This window comes from Amycolatopsis sp. MJM2582 (genome assembly GCF_000754115.1).
GTDB classification, from domain to species: domain Bacteria; phylum Actinomycetota; class Actinomycetes; order Mycobacteriales; family Pseudonocardiaceae; genus Amycolatopsis; species Amycolatopsis japonica.
Genome location: NZ_JPLW01000002.1, coordinates 1832659 through 1847775 on the forward strand (window position 1 = coordinate 1832659; position 15117 = coordinate 1847775).

Annotated in this window: 16 protein-coding genes and 1 pseudogene; 4 read left to right on the forward strand and 13 right to left on the reverse strand. The window is 68.5% G+C overall.

The window, feature by feature from the left end; translation table 11 throughout:
• Positions 1–4 precede the first annotated feature (4 nt).
• Positions 5–1240 carry a DUF222 domain-containing protein gene (locus tag ED92_RS18535; RefSeq protein ID WP_369797414.1) on the reverse strand — a complete coding sequence of 412 codons (1236 nt, stop codon included), beginning with the start codon at positions 1238–1240 and terminating at the stop codon, positions 5–7.
• 54 nt (positions 1241–1294) lie between these two features.
• Positions 1295–2347: an NAD(P)/FAD-dependent oxidoreductase gene (locus tag ED92_RS18540; protein ID WP_037339644.1), complete on the reverse strand. Its 1053-nt coding sequence runs from the start codon at positions 2345–2347 to the stop codon at positions 1295–1297.
• A gap of 81 nt (positions 2348–2428) precedes the next feature.
• Here ED92_RS18540 and ED92_RS18545 point away from each other — a divergent pair, with 81 nt between their 5' ends.
• Positions 2429–2992, forward strand: a complete 564-nt coding sequence (locus tag ED92_RS18545; RefSeq protein WP_037339645.1) for a TetR/AcrR family transcriptional regulator — start codon at positions 2429–2431, stop codon at positions 2990–2992.
• Here the strand turns inward: ED92_RS18545 and ED92_RS18550 are convergent.
• The 6 genes and pseudogenes from ED92_RS18550 to ED92_RS18575 all read right to left on the reverse strand — a co-directional run bounded on the left by ED92_RS18550 (position 2989) and on the right by ED92_RS18575 (position 8636).
• Positions 2989–3984 (reverse strand): TerC/Alx family metal homeostasis membrane protein, encoded by a 996-nt coding sequence (locus ED92_RS18550; RefSeq protein ID WP_037339647.1) that lies wholly within the window; start codon positions 3982–3984, stop codon positions 2989–2991. The genes ED92_RS18545 and ED92_RS18550 overlap by 4 nt on opposite strands.
• 39 nt (positions 3985–4023) lie before the next feature.
• Positions 4024–4937 (reverse strand): annotated as a pseudogene (locus ED92_RS18555) (LysR family transcriptional regulator).
• Positions 4934–6115 (reverse strand): glycine C-acetyltransferase, encoded by a 1182-nt coding sequence (locus ED92_RS18560; RefSeq protein WP_016335261.1) that lies wholly within the window; start codon positions 6113–6115, stop codon positions 4934–4936. The pseudogene ED92_RS18555 and the gene ED92_RS18560 overlap by 4 nt, the downstream one beginning before the upstream one ends.
• A complete protein-coding gene (gene tdh / locus ED92_RS18565; RefSeq protein ID WP_037339651.1) occupies positions 6115–7146 on the reverse strand; it encodes an L-threonine 3-dehydrogenase in 1032 nt (343 codons plus the stop codon). Before tdh ends, ED92_RS18560 begins: the two co-directional genes overlap by 1 nt.
• Before the next feature lie 70 nt (positions 7147–7216).
• Positions 7217–7897, reverse strand: coding sequence for a GNAT family N-acetyltransferase (locus tag ED92_RS18570; protein ID WP_037339653.1), 681 nt, complete (start codon positions 7895–7897; stop codon positions 7217–7219).
• 55 nt (positions 7898–7952) lie between these two features.
• Positions 7953–8636 (reverse strand): TetR/AcrR family transcriptional regulator, encoded by a 684-nt coding sequence (locus ED92_RS18575; RefSeq protein WP_037339657.1) that lies wholly within the window; start codon positions 8634–8636, stop codon positions 7953–7955.
• 66 nt (positions 8637–8702) lie between these two features.
• Between ED92_RS18575 and ED92_RS18580 the strand changes: the two genes are divergently transcribed.
• A complete protein-coding gene (locus ED92_RS18580) occupies positions 8703–9461 on the forward strand; it encodes a sigma-70 family RNA polymerase sigma factor (protein WP_037339659.1) in 759 nt (252 codons plus the stop codon).
• A 93-nt stretch (positions 9462–9554) separates the two neighbouring features.
• Positions 9555–10436: a CPBP family intramembrane glutamic endopeptidase gene (locus ED92_RS18585; RefSeq protein ID WP_037339660.1), complete on the forward strand. Its 882-nt coding sequence runs from the start codon at positions 9555–9557 to the stop codon at positions 10434–10436.
• Positions 10437–10503: 67 nt separating this feature from the next.
• On the opposite strand, the gene ED92_RS18590 is transcribed toward ED92_RS18585, so the two are convergent.
• The gene (locus ED92_RS18590) at positions 10504–11553 is read right to left on the reverse strand and encodes an NAD(P)-dependent alcohol dehydrogenase (RefSeq protein ID WP_037339662.1); all 1050 of its coding nucleotides are present in this window, start codon (positions 11551–11553) and stop codon (positions 10504–10506) included.
• A gap of 88 nt (positions 11554–11641) precedes the next feature.
• Here ED92_RS18590 and ED92_RS18595 point away from each other — a divergent pair, with 88 nt between their 5' ends.
• Positions 11642–12244 carry a TetR/AcrR family transcriptional regulator gene (locus ED92_RS18595; RefSeq protein ID WP_037339663.1) on the forward strand — a complete coding sequence of 201 codons (603 nt, stop codon included), beginning with the start codon at positions 11642–11644 and terminating at the stop codon, positions 12242–12244.
• Between the two features lie 15 nt (positions 12245–12259).
• Here the strand turns inward: ED92_RS18595 and ED92_RS18600 are convergent, their stop codons facing one another.
• From ED92_RS18600 to ED92_RS18615, 4 genes are all read right to left on the reverse strand, one after another.
• Positions 12260–12721 carry an ATP-binding protein gene (locus ED92_RS18600; protein WP_037339664.1) on the reverse strand — a complete coding sequence of 154 codons (462 nt, stop codon included), beginning with the start codon at positions 12719–12721 and terminating at the stop codon, positions 12260–12262.
• 101 nt (positions 12722–12822) lie between these two features.
• A complete protein-coding gene (locus ED92_RS18605; RefSeq protein ID WP_037339667.1) occupies positions 12823–13434 on the reverse strand; it encodes a TetR/AcrR family transcriptional regulator in 612 nt (203 codons plus the stop codon).
• The gene (locus ED92_RS18610; protein ID WP_037339669.1) at positions 13434–14267 is read right to left on the reverse strand and encodes a class I SAM-dependent methyltransferase; all 834 of its coding nucleotides are present in this window, start codon (positions 14265–14267) and stop codon (positions 13434–13436) included. The genes ED92_RS18605 and ED92_RS18610 overlap by 1 nt, the downstream gene beginning before the upstream one ends.
• Before the next feature lie 72 nt (positions 14268–14339).
• Positions 14340–15080 carry a DUF748 domain-containing protein gene (locus ED92_RS18615; RefSeq protein ID WP_235213316.1) on the reverse strand — a complete coding sequence of 247 codons (741 nt, stop codon included), beginning with the start codon at positions 15078–15080 and terminating at the stop codon, positions 14340–14342.
• Positions 15081–15117 lie beyond the last annotated feature (37 nt).

The following is a 15117-nucleotide window of genomic DNA, read 5'->3' on the forward strand; positions in this document are numbered from 1 at the left end:
CGGCTCAGAACGGTGGTGCTTCGTCGCGGGGTTCGTGCAGCGGGGGTGGTGTGCTGTCGTAGCGCTGCCCGGTGGGTGTGGTGATCGTGAGAGTCCCATCGGAAGCGAGCTGGTAGTTCCAGCCGGGTTCGTCTTTCAGTCGGTGGTCGCGGCGGCACAGATCGATCAGCTCGGTATCCGACGTGTGGCCGCCGTGTTGCCAGGGCAGGGAATGGTCGAGGTCGCAAGCCTGGGCCGCACGGTGGCAGCCGGGTCTTCGGCATTCTCTGTCTCGCACCCGCACGAACTCGTCGAGCCCGGCGGTGGGTCGGTAGCGGTTCCGGCCGAGGTCGAGGACCTGTCCTGAGAGCGGGTCGGTGATGATCCGCCGCAGCACCGTATTCGACCCACCAGCGATCTCCCGCGCCAACGACGCCGGGATGTGGCCGTGCCCGGCCATCTCGGCAGGATCGTCGTTCAACCCGAGATAGGTGTTCAAATCCATGTAGAGGAACACCTCCGACCGTTCACTCTTCCCATCCTGACCACCCAACAGAAGGTCAAGGGCGACGTCAGCACGCAACTGATCCAGAGTGCGCGTTTCCCCACCGGCGCGCAGGGCACGGGCCTCACGATCGATGCGGGTGTAGGCGGCAGCCACCTTCTCGACCGGGCCGTCCTCGACTTCAATGGACGCCACCCCGGTATCACCCTGCCGCACCGTCAAACGACGTCCGCCGCGGTTGCGTTCGGCCCGGCGGGAGGCGCCGTCGCGGTCGGCCATCATCGCCGCGTGGTTAGCCGCTTTCCGGATCTGATCGGAGTTGCGGTCCGGGATCCGATCCTCCAGGACCGCGTCCACCGCGCGGGCGTCCTCGTCCGAGAGCCAGGCGGTGGCCGTGGCGACTTTCATCGCCCCATAGCCGCCCACCTTCCCCTGATCGAGCAACCCCAACGTGCGCGGCAGCCGAGTCGTCAACGCCTCAGCCGTCGAGACCAGCCCGACAGCATGCCCGTCCACAACGGACAGAGCAAACGCAACCTCCTGCACCACACTCGACGCACCATCACGGTGACGGCTTAAACGACCCAAAGCACGGAACCGGACAGCCTCCAGCCGGGCGATGCCCTCCGACGCAGCGATGGCGGCATCCACGGCATCCTGATCCCCCAACGAATCCAGCGAAGCATTAACCTCCCGCAAAACTTCCGACGAGGTGATTTCCTTCAAACGCGCCACAGTGGCGTTGAGTGTGTCCACACACAGAACGTACAACCGACCACCGACAGTTTCCGAAACCGTTACACAGCAACACTAATCGACATCAAGCAACCCCTGGGCACCATTCTCCAGCCGCCGAGCGAACTCAGCCGATCGCGGCAGCATCGTCGCCTCATAAACCCCGACAGCCTCACCCAAACTGGCCGAGCCGGCCAACGCCAGAGCGAGTTCGCAAGCGTCGAGCATCGCCAGGTTGACCCCGACACCCAGCGGCGGCATCAGGTGAGCGGCATCGCCGAGCAGGGTCACCCAAGGCTTGTGCTCCCACGTATGCGGGACAGGCAGCGCGAACAACGGCCGATCGACATACGGCCCGTCGTTGTCGGTGATCATCCGCAGCAACGACGGCGACCAGCCGGAGAACGCTTCGAGTAGCCGACCGCGGACGTCACCACCCGACCCGGCCCAGTCCGCGGGCATCCGCTGGACGATGTAGACCCGGATGTGGTCGCCACTGTTGCGCTGCGCGAACAGACACCGCTCGCCGTCGGCCGCCATCGCGCTGCCCTGGCCGACGAGTTCGGCGAGTTCGGGATGCGCGTTCCGGACATCGTCGAACCACGCCTCCAGGAAGGTGACCCCGACATACTCGGGCACGGCCGCCGAAACCGCCGGGCGGACCCGCGACCACGCGCCGTCGGCGCCGATGATCAGGTCCGTCTCGACCGTCTCCCCATCCGTGAATCGAAGAAGCCCAGGAGCCTCGACCCGGTCCAGGGTCCGTCCCCACTGGACAGTGTCCGGCTTCAGCGAGTCGAGAAGCAGACCACGCAACTGACCACGGTCGATCTCCGGTTTGAACAGCTCCCCCTCGGCCGGGACATGGTGCGCCAAGAGCCGTCCGGCGGGATCCAGTTTGCGCATCTCCTGCCCTTCCGGGCGGGCGAGCGCGAAGAACTCGTCGAGGAGGCCAGCTTCGCGCAGGGCCAGCTGCCCGTCGTCCGCGTGCAGGTCGAGAGTGCCGCCCTGGTTGCGAGCCGCGGGATGGGGGTCCCGGTCGTAGACCGTCACGGGAATGCCGTGCTGTTGAAGGATGCGGGCGCAGGTCAGGCCGCCGGGACCCGCTCCGATGATGCTGATCGTCATGCGTCCAGAAAAGCAGAACGAGTTAAAAAGTGCAACGAGTCAACTTAGTGACTGCGACAACCCATGCGATAGAGTGCGTCCATGGAGACACCGGGACGGCGTGAACGCAAGAAGGCGGCCACCCGCCAGGCATTGGCGGACGCCGCGCTGAGCCTGTTCCTGGAGCGCGGCTACGATCAAGTCAGCATCCGCGACATCGCCGAGGCGGCCGACGTCTCGACGACGACGCTGTTCAAGCACTTCCCCGGCAAGGAAGCGCTGGTGTTCGACGAATCGGCAGACCGTGAGGCACGCCTTGTCGCCGCCGTCCGGGAGCGCGAAGAGGGCCAGAGCATCGTCGAGGCGTTGCGCGCCTACGTGCTCGCCACCTGGCTTCCGCTCACGACGCATCCCCAGTACGCCGAGTTCACCGCGCTGGTGAGCAACACCCCGGCTTTACAGGAGTACGGCGAGCGCATGTGGACCCGGCATGCCGCGGCCCTCGGCGCCGCCATCGCCGAGGAGACCGGCGTGAGCTCCGAAGACATCGCTTGCCGCGCGCTCGCCCGCTTCGTACTGGACATCCCGGCCCTCACCCGAGGCCGAAAGGATCCGCGAGAGGACGTCGAGAGGATCTTCGATCTCCTCGAAGCGGGCTGGCGCTAGTCCTCTTCGGGACGGGAGCCGCGCAGCGAGCCCGGGTGCGCTTTGGCGGAAGGATCGTTGCGGGTCTTGAGCAGGCTCGCCACCGTCACCACCACGAGGATGCCGATGATCACCGCGAGGCTGACCGGCGTCGAGATCTCCGGAACGCTTTCGTCGATGTCCACATGTGCCCAGTGCAGGATCAGCTTGATCCCGATGAACCCGAGGATCACCGCGAGCCCGGCGGACAGGTACACCAGGCGATCGAGCAGGCCCTTCACAAGGAAGTACAGCGCCCGCAGGCCCAGCAGGGCGAACGCGTTGGCCGCGAAGACCAGATACGGCTCGTCGGTGACACCGAAGACCGCGGGGATCGAGTCCAGCGCGAACAGCAGGTCGATCCCGCCGATCGCGAGCAGCACCACGACCAGCGGCGTGCCAACGCGCTTTCCCTCGACCCGGGTGAACAGCTTGCCGCCGTCGTACTCGGTCGACAGCGGCAGCAGGCGGCGCGCGGTCCGCACCACCACGTTGTTCTCGACGTCCGGATCCTCGTCGCGATGCCGGAACAGCTGGACACCGGTGTAGATCAGCAGCAGCCCGAACAGCAGGAACATGAAGGAGAACAAGGAAAGCAGCGTCGCGCCGAGGGCGATGAAGATCGCGCGCATGATCAGGGCGACGACGATGCCGAACGTGAGCACCTTGTGCTGGTGTTCCTCGGGTACCGCGAAGGTGCTCATGATGATCACGAAGACGAAGAGGTTGTCGACCGACAGACTCTTCTCCACGATGTAACCCGCGAAGTACTGCTGACCGAAGTCACCGCCGTGCGCCAGCGTCAGCCAGACACCGAACGCCACCGCGACCAGGATGTAGCCGATCGACCAGGCCACCGCCTCGCCGAAGCCGACCTTGTGCGGCCGCACGGCCGCGAGGATGAGATCGAGCGCCAGGAGCCCGAGCACCAGCCCGATCGTGACGATCCAGGTGAGGGCATCGATCTGGAGCATCCGGACCCTGTCTTTCCTTCGACGGCAGGTGCCCAGATCTTATGTGCGACTCCCCCGCTCCGCATTCGCATGACCCGGCGCCGCGTCCAGCAACGCGGCGAGCACGGTCTTGAGCAACGGATGGTCCGCGCTCCCCCGCCGGACGGCGGCGAACACCCGGCGCAGCGGCGGTTCGCCGCGCAACGGGCGGCCACCGCACCGGGAACCGCCGTGAAAGCGTTACGCGGCACCAAGGCCACCCCCTCGCCGGCGGCGACCAGGGTGGTGATCGCGTGGAAATCGTCGGAGACGTGCCGGATCTCCGGGTTGGCGCAGACGATCATCAGCACGTCGCGGCAGGGATTCCCGGGTTTCGGCGCGATCCACTCGTCGTCGGCGAGATCGTCGATGTCCACTTCGGACGCCCCGGCGAGCCGGTGCGCGGTGGGCAGCACGACGTCGAAGGGCTCCACGTACAACGGGAACCGGGTGAGCCTGCTTTCATCCGTCCGTGGCGAGAGCCGGTACTCCTCGGTGATCGCCAGATCGACCTCGCCGTCGAGCAGGAGCGGGATGCTCGCGTGCCCTTCGACGTCCTGCACCTGCATGGTGACCCCGGGCGAACCGGCACGCAGCGAAGCGATCGCGGGCGCCACGACCATCGTGATCGCGGAGGCGAAACTCGCCAGCCGCACCATGCCCTGGACACCGGAATCGAGCGCGGCGAGGGTCGCCTGCGCCCGTTCCAGTTCGGCCGCGACGGCGTTGGCGTGCACCACCATCAATTCACCCGCCGGGGTCAGCGAGACCCGCCTGCCCCGGCGGCGGAGCAGCTGCTGGCCGCACTCGGCTTCGAGGGCGGCCAGCTGCTGGGAGACCGCGGACGGCGTCAGGTGCAGCGCCTGGCCCGCCGCCGTCACGGTGCCGTGGTCGGCGAGGGCCCGCAGCACGCGCAGCCGTCGCGGATCGATCATTCGTCCATCATGGACCTTGCCGTCACGAACGCGTCGACGGCCCGGTTGACGTCGTCGGTCGAATGCGCGGCCGACATCTGCGTGCGGATCCGCGCCTTGCCGTGCGGCACCACCGGGTACGAGAAGCCGATCACGTAGATGCCCTGGTCGAGCAGCAGATCCGCCATCTTGCCCGCCTTGGCGGCGTCACCGATCATCACCGGGATGATGGGGTGCTCACCCGGGAGCAGATCGAAACCCGCCTCGGTCATCCGGCGCCGGAACAGCTCGGTGTTGGCGCGCAGCTTGCCCAGCAGGTCGCTGGAGGAGTCCAGCAGCTCCAGCGTGGCGAGCGCGGCCGCGGTGATCGACGGCGCCAGCGAGTTCGAGAACAGGTACGGCCGCGAGCGCTGGCGCAGCATCTCGACGATCTCCGCGCGGCCCGAGGTGTAGCCGCCGCTCGCGCCGCCGAGCGCCTTGCCGAGCGTGCCGGTCAGCACGTCGACCTTGTCCTGCACGCCGAACAGCTCGGGCGTACCGCGACCGGTCGGACCGGTGAAGCCGACGGCGTGCGAGTCGTCCACCATCACCAGCGCGTCGTAGCGCTCGGCCAGCTCGCAGATCTCGTCGAGCGGGGCGAGGTAGCCGTCCATCGAAAAGACGCCGTCGGTGGCGATCATCCGGTACCGCGCGCCGGACGCCTCCTTCAGCCTGGCCTCCAGATCCGCGACGTCACGGTTACGGTAGCGCATCCGCTTCGCCTTGCAGAGCCGGACGCCGTCGATGATCGACGCGTGGTTGAGCTCGTCGGAGATGATGACGTCCTGATCGGTCAGCAGCGTCTCGAACAGCCCGGCGTTGGCGTCGAAACAGGAGCTGTAGAGGATCGTGTCCTCGGTGCCGAGGAACTCCGACAGCTTCGCCTCGAGTTCCTTGTGCGGCTGCTGGGTCCCGCAGATGAACCGCACCGACGCCATACCGAAGCCCCAGCGGTCCAGCGCCTCTTGCGCGGCCTTGATCAGCTTGGGGTGGTCGGCGAGGCCGAGGTAGTTGTTGGCGCAGAAGTTGAGGACGTCGCCGTCGCCGACGCTGACCGAAGCCCGTTGCGGTCCCTGGATCACCCGCTCGCCCTTGTACAGCCCGGCTTCCCGGATCTCGGCGAGCCCGGCCTTGAGGTCGTCGCGCATCGCGCCGTACATCAGTTCTCCGTCCAGTCCAGAATGACCTTGCCGCAGCGGCCTTCCCTGGCCGTCGCGAACGCCTTCTCGTATTCGGTGTAGCCGAACCGGTGGGTGATCACCGGCGAGATGTCCAGCCCGGCCTGCAGCAGGACGGACATCGAGTACCAGGTCTCGAACATCTCGCGCCCGTAGATCCCCTTGAGCTGGATCATCTTCAGCACCACGGACGCGATGTCGACCGACACGTCGGAAGCGGGAAGGCCGAGCAGCGCGACGCGCCCACCGTGGGACATGTTCGCGATCATGTCGCGCAGCGCCTCGGGCCGCCCGCTCATCTCCATGCCGACGTCGAAGCCCTCGGCCATGCCGAGCTTCTGCTGCGCGTCGGCGATGGTCGCGGAAGAGACGTCCAGCGCGAGGTCGACGCCGACCTTGCGGGCCAGTTCGAGGCGGTGCTCGCTGACGTCGGTGACGACGACGTTGCGCGCGCCCGCGTGGCGCGCGATGGCGGCGGCCATGATGCCGATCGGGCCGGCGCCGGTGACCAGCACGTCCTCGCCGATGACGGGGAAGGACAGCGCGGTGTGCACGGCGTTGCCGAGCGGGTCGAAGATCGCGGCGATGTCGAGGTCGACCTTGGTCCGGTGCACCCAGGCGTTCATCTCGGGCAGCACGGCGTACTGCGCGAAGGCACCGTCGGTGTGCACGCCGAGGCCCTTGGTCCTGGCGCACAGGTGACGCCGCCCGGCCTTGCAGTTGCGGCAGCTTCCGCAGACGAGATGTCCCTCGCCGCTGACCAGGTCGCCCACCTTGACCGTGGTCACCGACCGGCCGATCTCGACCACCTCGCCGACGAACTCGTGCCCGATGACCAGCGGCGCGGCGATGGTGCGCGACGCCCAGTCGTCCCAGGAGTCGATGTGCAGATCGGTACCGCAGATCCCGGCGCGCAGCACGCGGACGGCGACGTCGCCGGGGCCGACCGCGGGGTCCGGAACGTCGGTGAGTTCCAGCCCGGGTGCTCGGTCGGCTTTGACCAATGCCTTCATGGCGCGAAGTCTGGCCCGCCCGTGCTGTTCAGTCCATCGCGAGTTTCTGAAATCCCTCGTTAGCGTGTCTTCACAAGGAGCCCGGGACCCGGACCGACACGAAGTCCGGCCGCGGCACCACCTCGAAACCGATCGATTCGTAGAGCCGGATGGCCGAGGTGTTCGTCGCCGCCGCGTGCATCATCGGGTGTTCGCCGCGGGCGCGGATCCCCGCCGCCACCGCGCGGATGAGGCGGGTCGCCAATCCCTGGCCGCGATACGCCGGGTCGGTGCAGACGGCACTGATCTCGGTCCAGCCGGGCGGGTGCATCCGCTCCCCCGCCATCGCGATCAGCTCGCCGTCGCGCCGGATTCCCAGATATGTCCCCAATTCGATGGTCCGCTTCCGGAACGGCCCCGGTTTGGTCCGCTCGACGAGGTCGAGCATCTCCGGGACGTCGTCGGGCCCCAGCACGACCGCTTCGGGATCTTCGGCGGCTTCGAGCGCGACGTCGACCAGCCGGACTCCGGCGATCCTGCCGAGGACTTCCCAGTCGGCCGGGACGGGCAGCGCGTTGTGGACCGTGACCGTCTGGCCGGGGCCCGCCAGCGCGGCGACGTCGGCCCACACGCCGTCGTCCGGCTCAGGGGGCAGGGCGAAGAACGGCGCGACGTCGACCTGGTAGCGCAGGACCTGGCCGGAACGCTCCGCGAAATGGGCGTGCGGGCCGGTCAGCGAGGCCCAGGCCGGGTCGTCGAAAGGGGTGACCATGACCGCTCCGACACCGGCGGACCGGCTTTCATTCCCGCTCCCACATCCTGAGCGCTCAGCCGCCCGGCACGAGCAGCGGCGAATGCGGGTCGAGTTCGACCCCGCGTTCCCGGAGCGTGTCGTCGATGACCCGCCAGATCCACCGCACCAGCTGGCTCGCGAGCTCCGGGAGCTCGAGGCCGCCCGGATTCTCCAGCCAGCGCGCGGCACTCGTGTCGACGAGGCCGACCAGCCCGAAGGCGAGCGGTTCGGCGATCCGGCCGTCGAGATCGAAGGTGTCGAGGTAGTGCTCGAACAGGATGGAGAGCTGCCGGGCGATCGCCGTTCTGACGTCGGTGATGGCGTCGCCGCCGCGCCGCCCGGCTTGGGAGTGCCTGGCGAGATAGCGGTAGAGGTTCCCGTGTTCGGCGAGCCAGCCGGTGTGCGCGCCCACCGCGATGGTGATCAGCTGCATCGGCGTCCCGCTCGGGTCCCACAGCGGGGCCAGTTCGGCGGTGATGAGGCGGACGGCGCGGTCGGCGATCGAACGCTGCAGGTCGGCGGCGTCGTCGAAGTGTTTGTACACACGGGTTCTGGCCACCCCCGCCTCGTCGGCGATCTGTTCGGTGGAGACCTCCGGACCGTGCTCGGCGATGGCGCGCAGCGCCGCGTCGACGAATTCCCGTCGACGGCGCTCCCGCTGTCCCGCCCAGCGCGCCGCCCGGCCGTCCGGCCGCGGCGCGTCGGCTTCAGGCGTCATCCCCCGGAGTTTATCGGTGGCCGGGTTACCGGTACACTGCCGTACCCGTTACTTCGGGAGACCGCGATGAGGAATGACGTCGACGAGACCACAGCGGACGCCACGCTGCTCGACGCCTTCCGCGCGGGTGACATCGCCGCCGGCGAGACACTTTTCCGGCGCCACTCCGAGCCGCTCCGCCGTATCGCCGCCGGCTGGGTCGCCGACCCCGCCGAACGGGACGACCTCGTGGCCGAAGCCTTCGTGCGGGTTCTGAGCGTCATCCGCGACGGCGGCGGGCCGCGCGAAAACCTCCGCCCCTACCTCGCGGTCACCATCCGGAATCTCGCCGCCAAGTGGAGCCGTCACCACAAACGGGTCGAGCTGTACGGCACGACCCCGGCGGTCGAAGAGGCCACCGGCGTCGTGGGCGCGGAGGAACTCGTCATCCTCCGGTCGAACGCCCGGCTGGCGTGGACCGCGTACTGCGCGCTGCCCGGCCGCTGGCGGACCGTGCTGTGGCGGACCGAAGCCGAGGGCGATTCCCCGAAGGTGGTGGCGCCGCTGCTGGGCGTGTCGCCCAACGGCGCCTCCGTCCTCGCCTTGCGGGCCCGCGAAGGGCTGCGCCAGGCATTCCTCCAGGCGCAGGTCCCCGAGACGGGAACGCCGTGCTGCCAGGAAGCGCGGCGCCGGATGGGCGCGTGGCTGCGCGGCGGCGTGCCGGGCCGCCGCGCGGATCTGATCGCCGAGCATCTGGCGGGCTGCGAACCCTGCCGGACCGTCGCCACCCGGCTCGACGAGGTCAACCGCGAGATGCCGCCGGGCGTCCGCGCCGTCCCCGCCTGAGTCGGCCGGGTACCGGAGCGGCCTCCCGCGCGGTCGGCTGAAGTCCTCCGAAGTGATGACGCGGACTCTCGCCACTTCCAAGATCCTGACCCGGTGACAGAAAAAACCGGCACCCGCCCGGGTGCCGCCTGGGGAATCCTCTTCGGCGGGCTCGCGGTGTTCGCGGCCGCCCCCGCGCTGCTGCTGGCCACCGGGCACGACGCGATCACACCGTCCGCGGATTCGGCCAAGGAACTTTCCCTCGCGGGCACCCTGTTCCCCGCACTGGCCGGGATCCTGCTGATCCACGGGATCCCGCTCCACGCGCCGAAACTGCTCCCCGAGGTGACCGACCGGCGCGGGCTGGGCAGACAGGCGACGGCCTTGGCGCTCGTCGCGTTCCTGTGGCCGCTGGCGTTGTACCTGTTGTCGGCGGCGGGACAGCAAGCGCTGGTCCGCGACATCTGGGCGCTCGCCAAACCGCTGGTTTTCCTGGCGCTGCCGGTAATTCTGCTTCGGGCGCTGCCCGCGCGGGATTCCTTCCGGCTCACGTGGCGGCCCCGGGAGACCTGGCAATGGCTCGCGCCGATCCCGGCGGTGCTCGTGTTCGGCTGGCTCTACGTCCTCGGCCCGCTCGCGCCGCCGCTGCCCACTTCGGAGGACTACCCGGACCCGGTGTACCTGGCGGTCGGCGCGACGCTGACCTTCTTCACCGCGAACGTCCTCGAAGAGGTGTTCTTCCGTGGCATGCTGCAGACCCGGCTGGAGGCGCTTTTCGGGCGGTGGCCCGGAATCCTGCTGTCGGCACTGCTGTTCGCGTGGCTGCATCTGCCGACGCACGGACAGGGATCACTGCCGCTCACCCTGGGCGCGATCATCGCCTTCCAAGGGTTCTTCGGCCTGTTCACCGGTTACCTGTGGTCGCGCTACCGCAACCTGTGGGCACCGATCGCCGCGCACACCGCGATGAACACGCTGCCGCTGCTGCTGATGTGACGCGCCGGCGGGTCGTGAGTGGCGATTCGGGTTCTAACCCGAATCGCCACTCACGACCCGCTTGACGTCAGGCGCCGATGGTCGCCGCGTCGATGACGAACCGGTAGCGGACGTCGCTGTTCTCGACCCGGTCGTAGGCCACGTTCACCTGGTCGGCCGAGATCGTCTCGATCTCCGCGCCGATCCCGTGCTCGGCGCAGAAGTCGAGCATCTCCTGCGTCTCGGCGATCCCGCCGATCATCGAGCCGGCGAGCACCTTGTTCCCACCCAGCAGCGAGAAGGCGTTGTAGGACAGCGGTTCGCCGGGCGCGCCGACGTTCACCATCGCGCCGCCGACCCGCAGCATGCCGAGGTAGGAGTCGACGGGCAACGTCGCCGAAACGGTGTTGAGGATCAGGTCGAAGCGGCCGCGCAGCGCCTTGAACGTCGACGCGTCACCGGTCGCGAAGTAGTCCTTCGCGCCCAGCTTCAGGCCGTCTTCCTGCTTCTTCAGGCTCTGGCTGAGCACGGTGACCTCAGCGCCCATCGCGACCGCGATCTTGACCGCCATATGCCCGAGCCCGCCGAGTCCGACGACGGCGACCTTCTTGCCCGGCCCCGCTCCCCAGCGGTTCAGCGGGGAGTAGGTGGTGATGCCCGCGCACAGCAGCGGGGCGGCGACGTCGAGGCCGATGCCTTCCGGGATGCGGCAGACGAAAGCGTCCTTCACGACGATCTGGCGGCTGTACCCGCCGTAGGTGTTCTCGCCGTCGAAACCGACTCCGTTGTAGGTCTGGATGTTGCCCTTGACGCAGAACTGCTCGGTGCCCGCGAGGCAGTACTCGCACTCACCACAGGAATCGACCATGCAGCCGACCCCGACCCGGTCGCCGACCTGGTACTTCGTCACGTCGGAGCCGACCGCGGCGACGACGCCGGCGATCTCGTGCCCGGGCACCATCGGGAAGATCGCGCTGCCCCAGTCCTCCTTCACCTGGTGGATGTCGCTGTGGCAGATCCCCGCGTACGCGATGTCGATCAGCACGTCGTCCGGACGCAGGTCGCGACGCTCGATCGTCGTCGGCGACAGGGCGGCGCCCGGGGACGGCGCGGCGATGGCGTGCGTGGTCGTCGTCATGAAACCCTCCGAGAAACAGTGAGACCATGTAAGAGGTCACTTACAACCAGCGTAAGAGGGCTCTTACATATTCCGCGACCGGGACGGTGTGATTCACGACATGGGCGGCAAGTACCATCACGGCGACCTTCGCGCCGAACTCGTCCGGGTCTCCCTCGACCTGATCGCCGAACAAGGGCTCGGCGCGTTCTCCGTCGCCGAGGTCGCCAGGCGCGCGAAGGTCAGTCCCGGCGCGCCCTATCGGCACTTCCCGGACAAGGAAAGCCTGCTGGCCGCGATCGCCGCCAAGGTCGCCTGTCAGCTGGCGGACAGGGTGCACGACGCCATCGAGGCCGAGACCGAACCGGTCGCCGCGCTCGCCGCGGCCGCCGGCGCGTACACGGAGTACCTGATCGAACGCCGGGCCGGGATGAACATCATCTACTCCGACGGCCTGCAGGGCCCCGAGCACGCCGCGCTGCACGAGCAGACCCGGCGCCTGACCGACCAGTTCGTCATGCTCTGCCTCACCGTCGCCGACCGGCCGGAGGACGGGCTCGAACTGATGGAGCAGCTGTTCACCCAGGCGCACGGCTACGGCACGTTCTACCTCGACGGAGTGTTCACGAAACAGGGCTACTCCACGGAAGTCGTCGTCCGCAAATCGGTCGAGGCCGCCCGCGCCGCGATCGAAGGCCGCACGAAAAGATGAGGTGAACCGCGGTGATCAGTTCCGGGAGCGCTTCACGCGCACGCGCGGGAGTGCTTCCGGACAACCGCCGTCGCACCGGATGTGCGCCCAGACGATCTTCCCGCCGCGCACCGGCTCGCGCCGGACACCCCATTGCACGGCCACCCCGTCGACGACGAGAAGGCCGCGCCCGCGGGGATCCTCGAACTGCGAGCACCGCGCCCGCGGCTGTTCGACGCTGACATCCGCGACCTCGATGCGGACAGCACAAGGCGACACGCCACGCCACAACTGGATGTGGCGCGCGCCACCCCCGTGCACATAAGCGTTGGCGACGAGCTCCGTCGCCGCCAGCAGGACGTCGTCGCGATGTCCCTCGCCGAGATCGGGAAGGCATCTGACCACCCAAGCGCGCATGTCCGGCAACGCCCGTGGCGTCGTGGCCCGCAGGTCGAGCACCCAGGTTCCCGGCACCGGATGCTCCGCGATGTTGATCATGGAGCCACCCTTCCCCTCGCGCGCGACCTCCTTGCTGAAGTCGCACAACCGGGTTACCCAGAACACCCACTGATCAACCCGTGTCGAACGCGACACGGGCGTCAGCGCACCGCGATACCCTCCAGCACCGTCTTGACCACTGCTTTCACCGCGGGCGACGTGGCCACCCGCGGGCCGTGCGGGAGCAGCGCGGTGAGCACCGATTCGTGACAGACGCCGACCAGCATCGACGCAGCCGCGTCGACATCGCCGTCCAGCCTGCCGAGTTCCTTCTCCGCGCGCAGATATCCGGCGAGGCGATCGCGCCAGGTCTCCCCGTCTCCGGCCAGTTCGCCGAACCGCGCGAGCACGGCGGGGCGGGCGAGCAGTCCGGCGAACGCTGGCAGGATCTCCTTGTGCAGAGCCAACCCGTACGCCAACTGGGCGCGGAGATTGGCTTCGACCGTGGCCGAACCGGGCGCCAGCAGCTCGCCGAGCCCCGCTTCGACCCGCCGCACGTGTTCCGCCAGCGCGTCGGCCAGCAACTCCTCCTTGTCGGTGAAGTGGTTGTACAGCACGCCGTCGGCGACCCCAGCCGCCCGCGCGATGGCCCGGACCGTGAGTTCCGCGGTGCCGTTGGCGGAGATCAGGTCCGCGGCCGTGCCGATCAGATGCTCGCGCAGGCTCCGGCCGTCTTCGGTGTCGCGCAGTGCCGCCGCTTTCCTCGGTGCCATCAGGATTTCGCCTTGACCAGCCACGCGGCACCGCGCAGCCGCACACCGCCCGGCCCGGCGAAGGGCCGCAGCGCGGCCGAAAGCGCTTCTCGCGCGCCGTTCGCCGCTTCTTCGCCGGCCAGACCGAGGTGGTACCTGACCGGACCCCAGTCCGCGATGAACCCGGCGGCGTCGGCCACGTCGCTCCCCCAGACCTGATCGGCCTCGACGCGAGTGGCCGTGACCTCGCGGAATCCGGCGTCCGTCAGCACCGAGCGAGCCCGTTCGGGGTCGGCGAACGCCGTCGGGCCGGTACCGTCCTCGCCGGTCGGGGTCGGCAGGAACGGTGACAGCGCGCCGAAAACGGTGCCGAGATCGGTTCCGGCGAGTGCGGTCATGCACAGGAACGCGAGCCTGCCGCCCGGCTTCAGCGCCCTGCGCACATGCGCGAAGGCGGCGACCGGATCCGCGAAGAACGTCACCGCGAACCGGCTGAGCGCGACGTCGAAAACCCCTTCCCCCAGCGGAAAGACCTGAACGTCGCCCTGCTCGAACCGCACGTTCGCCACACCCTCGGCCTCCGCGCGGGCCCGCGCCGTGGCGAGCATCGGCGCGGACAGGTCGATCCCGGTCGCCTCCCCGAGCGGAGCCCGAACGGCGGCGAGCCGGGTGACCTGCCCGTTTCCACAGCCGATGTCGAGCACCCGGTCCCGTTCGCCGATTCCGGCGGCGTCGAACAGGAAGTCGTTGAACCCGCTGTTCACCGCGTCGTAGCGCCCGTCGTGCTCGGCCCAGTGCCGTCCCTCGTAGCCGTTCCACGCCTTGGACTGCGCGGTGTTGACGATGCCGGACATCGCAGAACCTCCTCCGTCATGAACACACGTTCATGAACACGTGTTCATATTGATCGAGGCCCGGTCTCGCCGTCAAGCGGTGACGGTGAACTCGGCGGTGCGGACCTTGCCCTCGTGCTGGAAGTCGAGGAACAGCCGGTAAGTCCCCGCCGTCGGGAACCCGGCGAAGAACGTCACCTCGGGACCCGCCGCGGTCCGGCCGTCGCCGGATTCGCCGTCGGGGTGGACGTGCAGGTACGCGAGGTCGCCACCGCGCAGCGCGACCAAGTGCCCATACGCACCCAGGTACGGCTGGAGATCGGTGACCGCACGGCCGTCCTTGGTGACGGTGAGGGTCACCTTCGACGGCATTCCCGGCGTGAGTTCGCCGTCGAGGTGGACCCGGTAGCCATCGACCTCCGCGACGCGCGAAGTCCGGTATTCGACAGGGCGGAAGTCCCCGCCGGCAAAGAGATCGACCCCCAAGGTGATCCCCTCGCCGCCGCTAGGCTTGAAGTCGGCGAACACGCGGTAGACCCCGGCGTCGGCGATGGTCAGCGGAACCGACCAAGTGCCGTCGTCGCCGAGTTCGGGATGGATGTGCTGGAAGCCCGCGGTGTCACGGCGGACGACGATGAGGTGCAGCCGCTTTTCGTGCTCGACGTCGTAGGCGGTAACCGGCTTGCCGTCGGCGCCAAGGATTCGGAAGGTGAAGGGCGCCGTCGTTCCAGGGATGAGCTTTGTGGTGGTGGGCGCCGGGGTGTAGCCACCTTGGGTCGACGCGAGACCGGCGGGTTCGTGGCCATGCGTTCCGTGGTGCATCGTCATGTTCATGAGCTCACCATACATACCCCCTAGGGGTACTAGGCAG

What these genes read in the sequence shown, in the direction of transcription:
- ED92_RS18540 (WP_037339644.1), bottom strand. Translation starts at nt 2,347, where the DNA reads ATGACGATCAGCATCATCGGAGCGGGTCCCGGCGGCCTGACCTGCGCC.
- ED92_RS18605 (WP_037339667.1), bottom strand. Translation starts at nt 13,434, where the DNA reads ATGGCACCGAGGAAAGCGGCGGCACTGCGCGACACCGAAGACGGCCGG.
- ED92_RS18615 (WP_235213316.1), bottom strand. Translation starts at nt 15,080, where the DNA reads ATGAACATGACGATGCACCACGGAACGCATGGCCACGAACCCGCCGGT.
- ED92_RS18600 (WP_037339664.1), bottom strand. Translation starts at nt 12,721, where the DNA reads ATGATCAACATCGCGGAGCATCCGGTGCCGGGAACCTGGGTGCTCGAC.
- tdh (WP_037339651.1), bottom strand. Translation starts at nt 7,146, where the DNA reads ATGAAGGCATTGGTCAAAGCCGACCGAGCACCCGGGCTGGAACTCACC.
- ED92_RS18550 (WP_037339647.1), bottom strand. Translation starts at nt 3,984, where the DNA reads ATGCTCCAGATCGATGCCCTCACCTGGATCGTCACGATCGGGCTGGTG.
- ED92_RS18590 (WP_037339662.1), bottom strand. Translation starts at nt 11,553, where the DNA reads ATGACGACGACCACGCACGCCATCGCCGCGCCGTCCCCGGGCGCCGCC.
- ED92_RS18575 (WP_037339657.1), bottom strand. Translation starts at nt 8,636, where the DNA reads ATGACGCCTGAAGCCGACGCGCCGCGGCCGGACGGCCGGGCGGCGCGC.
- ED92_RS18570 (WP_037339653.1), bottom strand. Translation starts at nt 7,897, where the DNA reads ATGGTCACCCCTTTCGACGACCCGGCCTGGGCCTCGCTGACCGGCCCG.
- ED92_RS18560 (WP_016335261.1), bottom strand. Translation starts at nt 6,115, where the DNA reads ATGTACGGCGCGATGCGCGACGACCTCAAGGCCGGGCTCGCCGAGATC.
- ED92_RS18580 (WP_037339659.1), top strand. Translation starts at nt 8,703, where the DNA reads ATGAGGAATGACGTCGACGAGACCACAGCGGACGCCACGCTGCTCGAC.
- ED92_RS18610 (WP_037339669.1), bottom strand. Translation starts at nt 14,267, where the DNA reads ATGTCCGGCATCGTCAACACCGCGCAGTCCAAGGCGTGGAACGGCTAC.
- ED92_RS18545 (WP_037339645.1), top strand. Translation starts at nt 2,429, where the DNA reads ATGGAGACACCGGGACGGCGTGAACGCAAGAAGGCGGCCACCCGCCAG.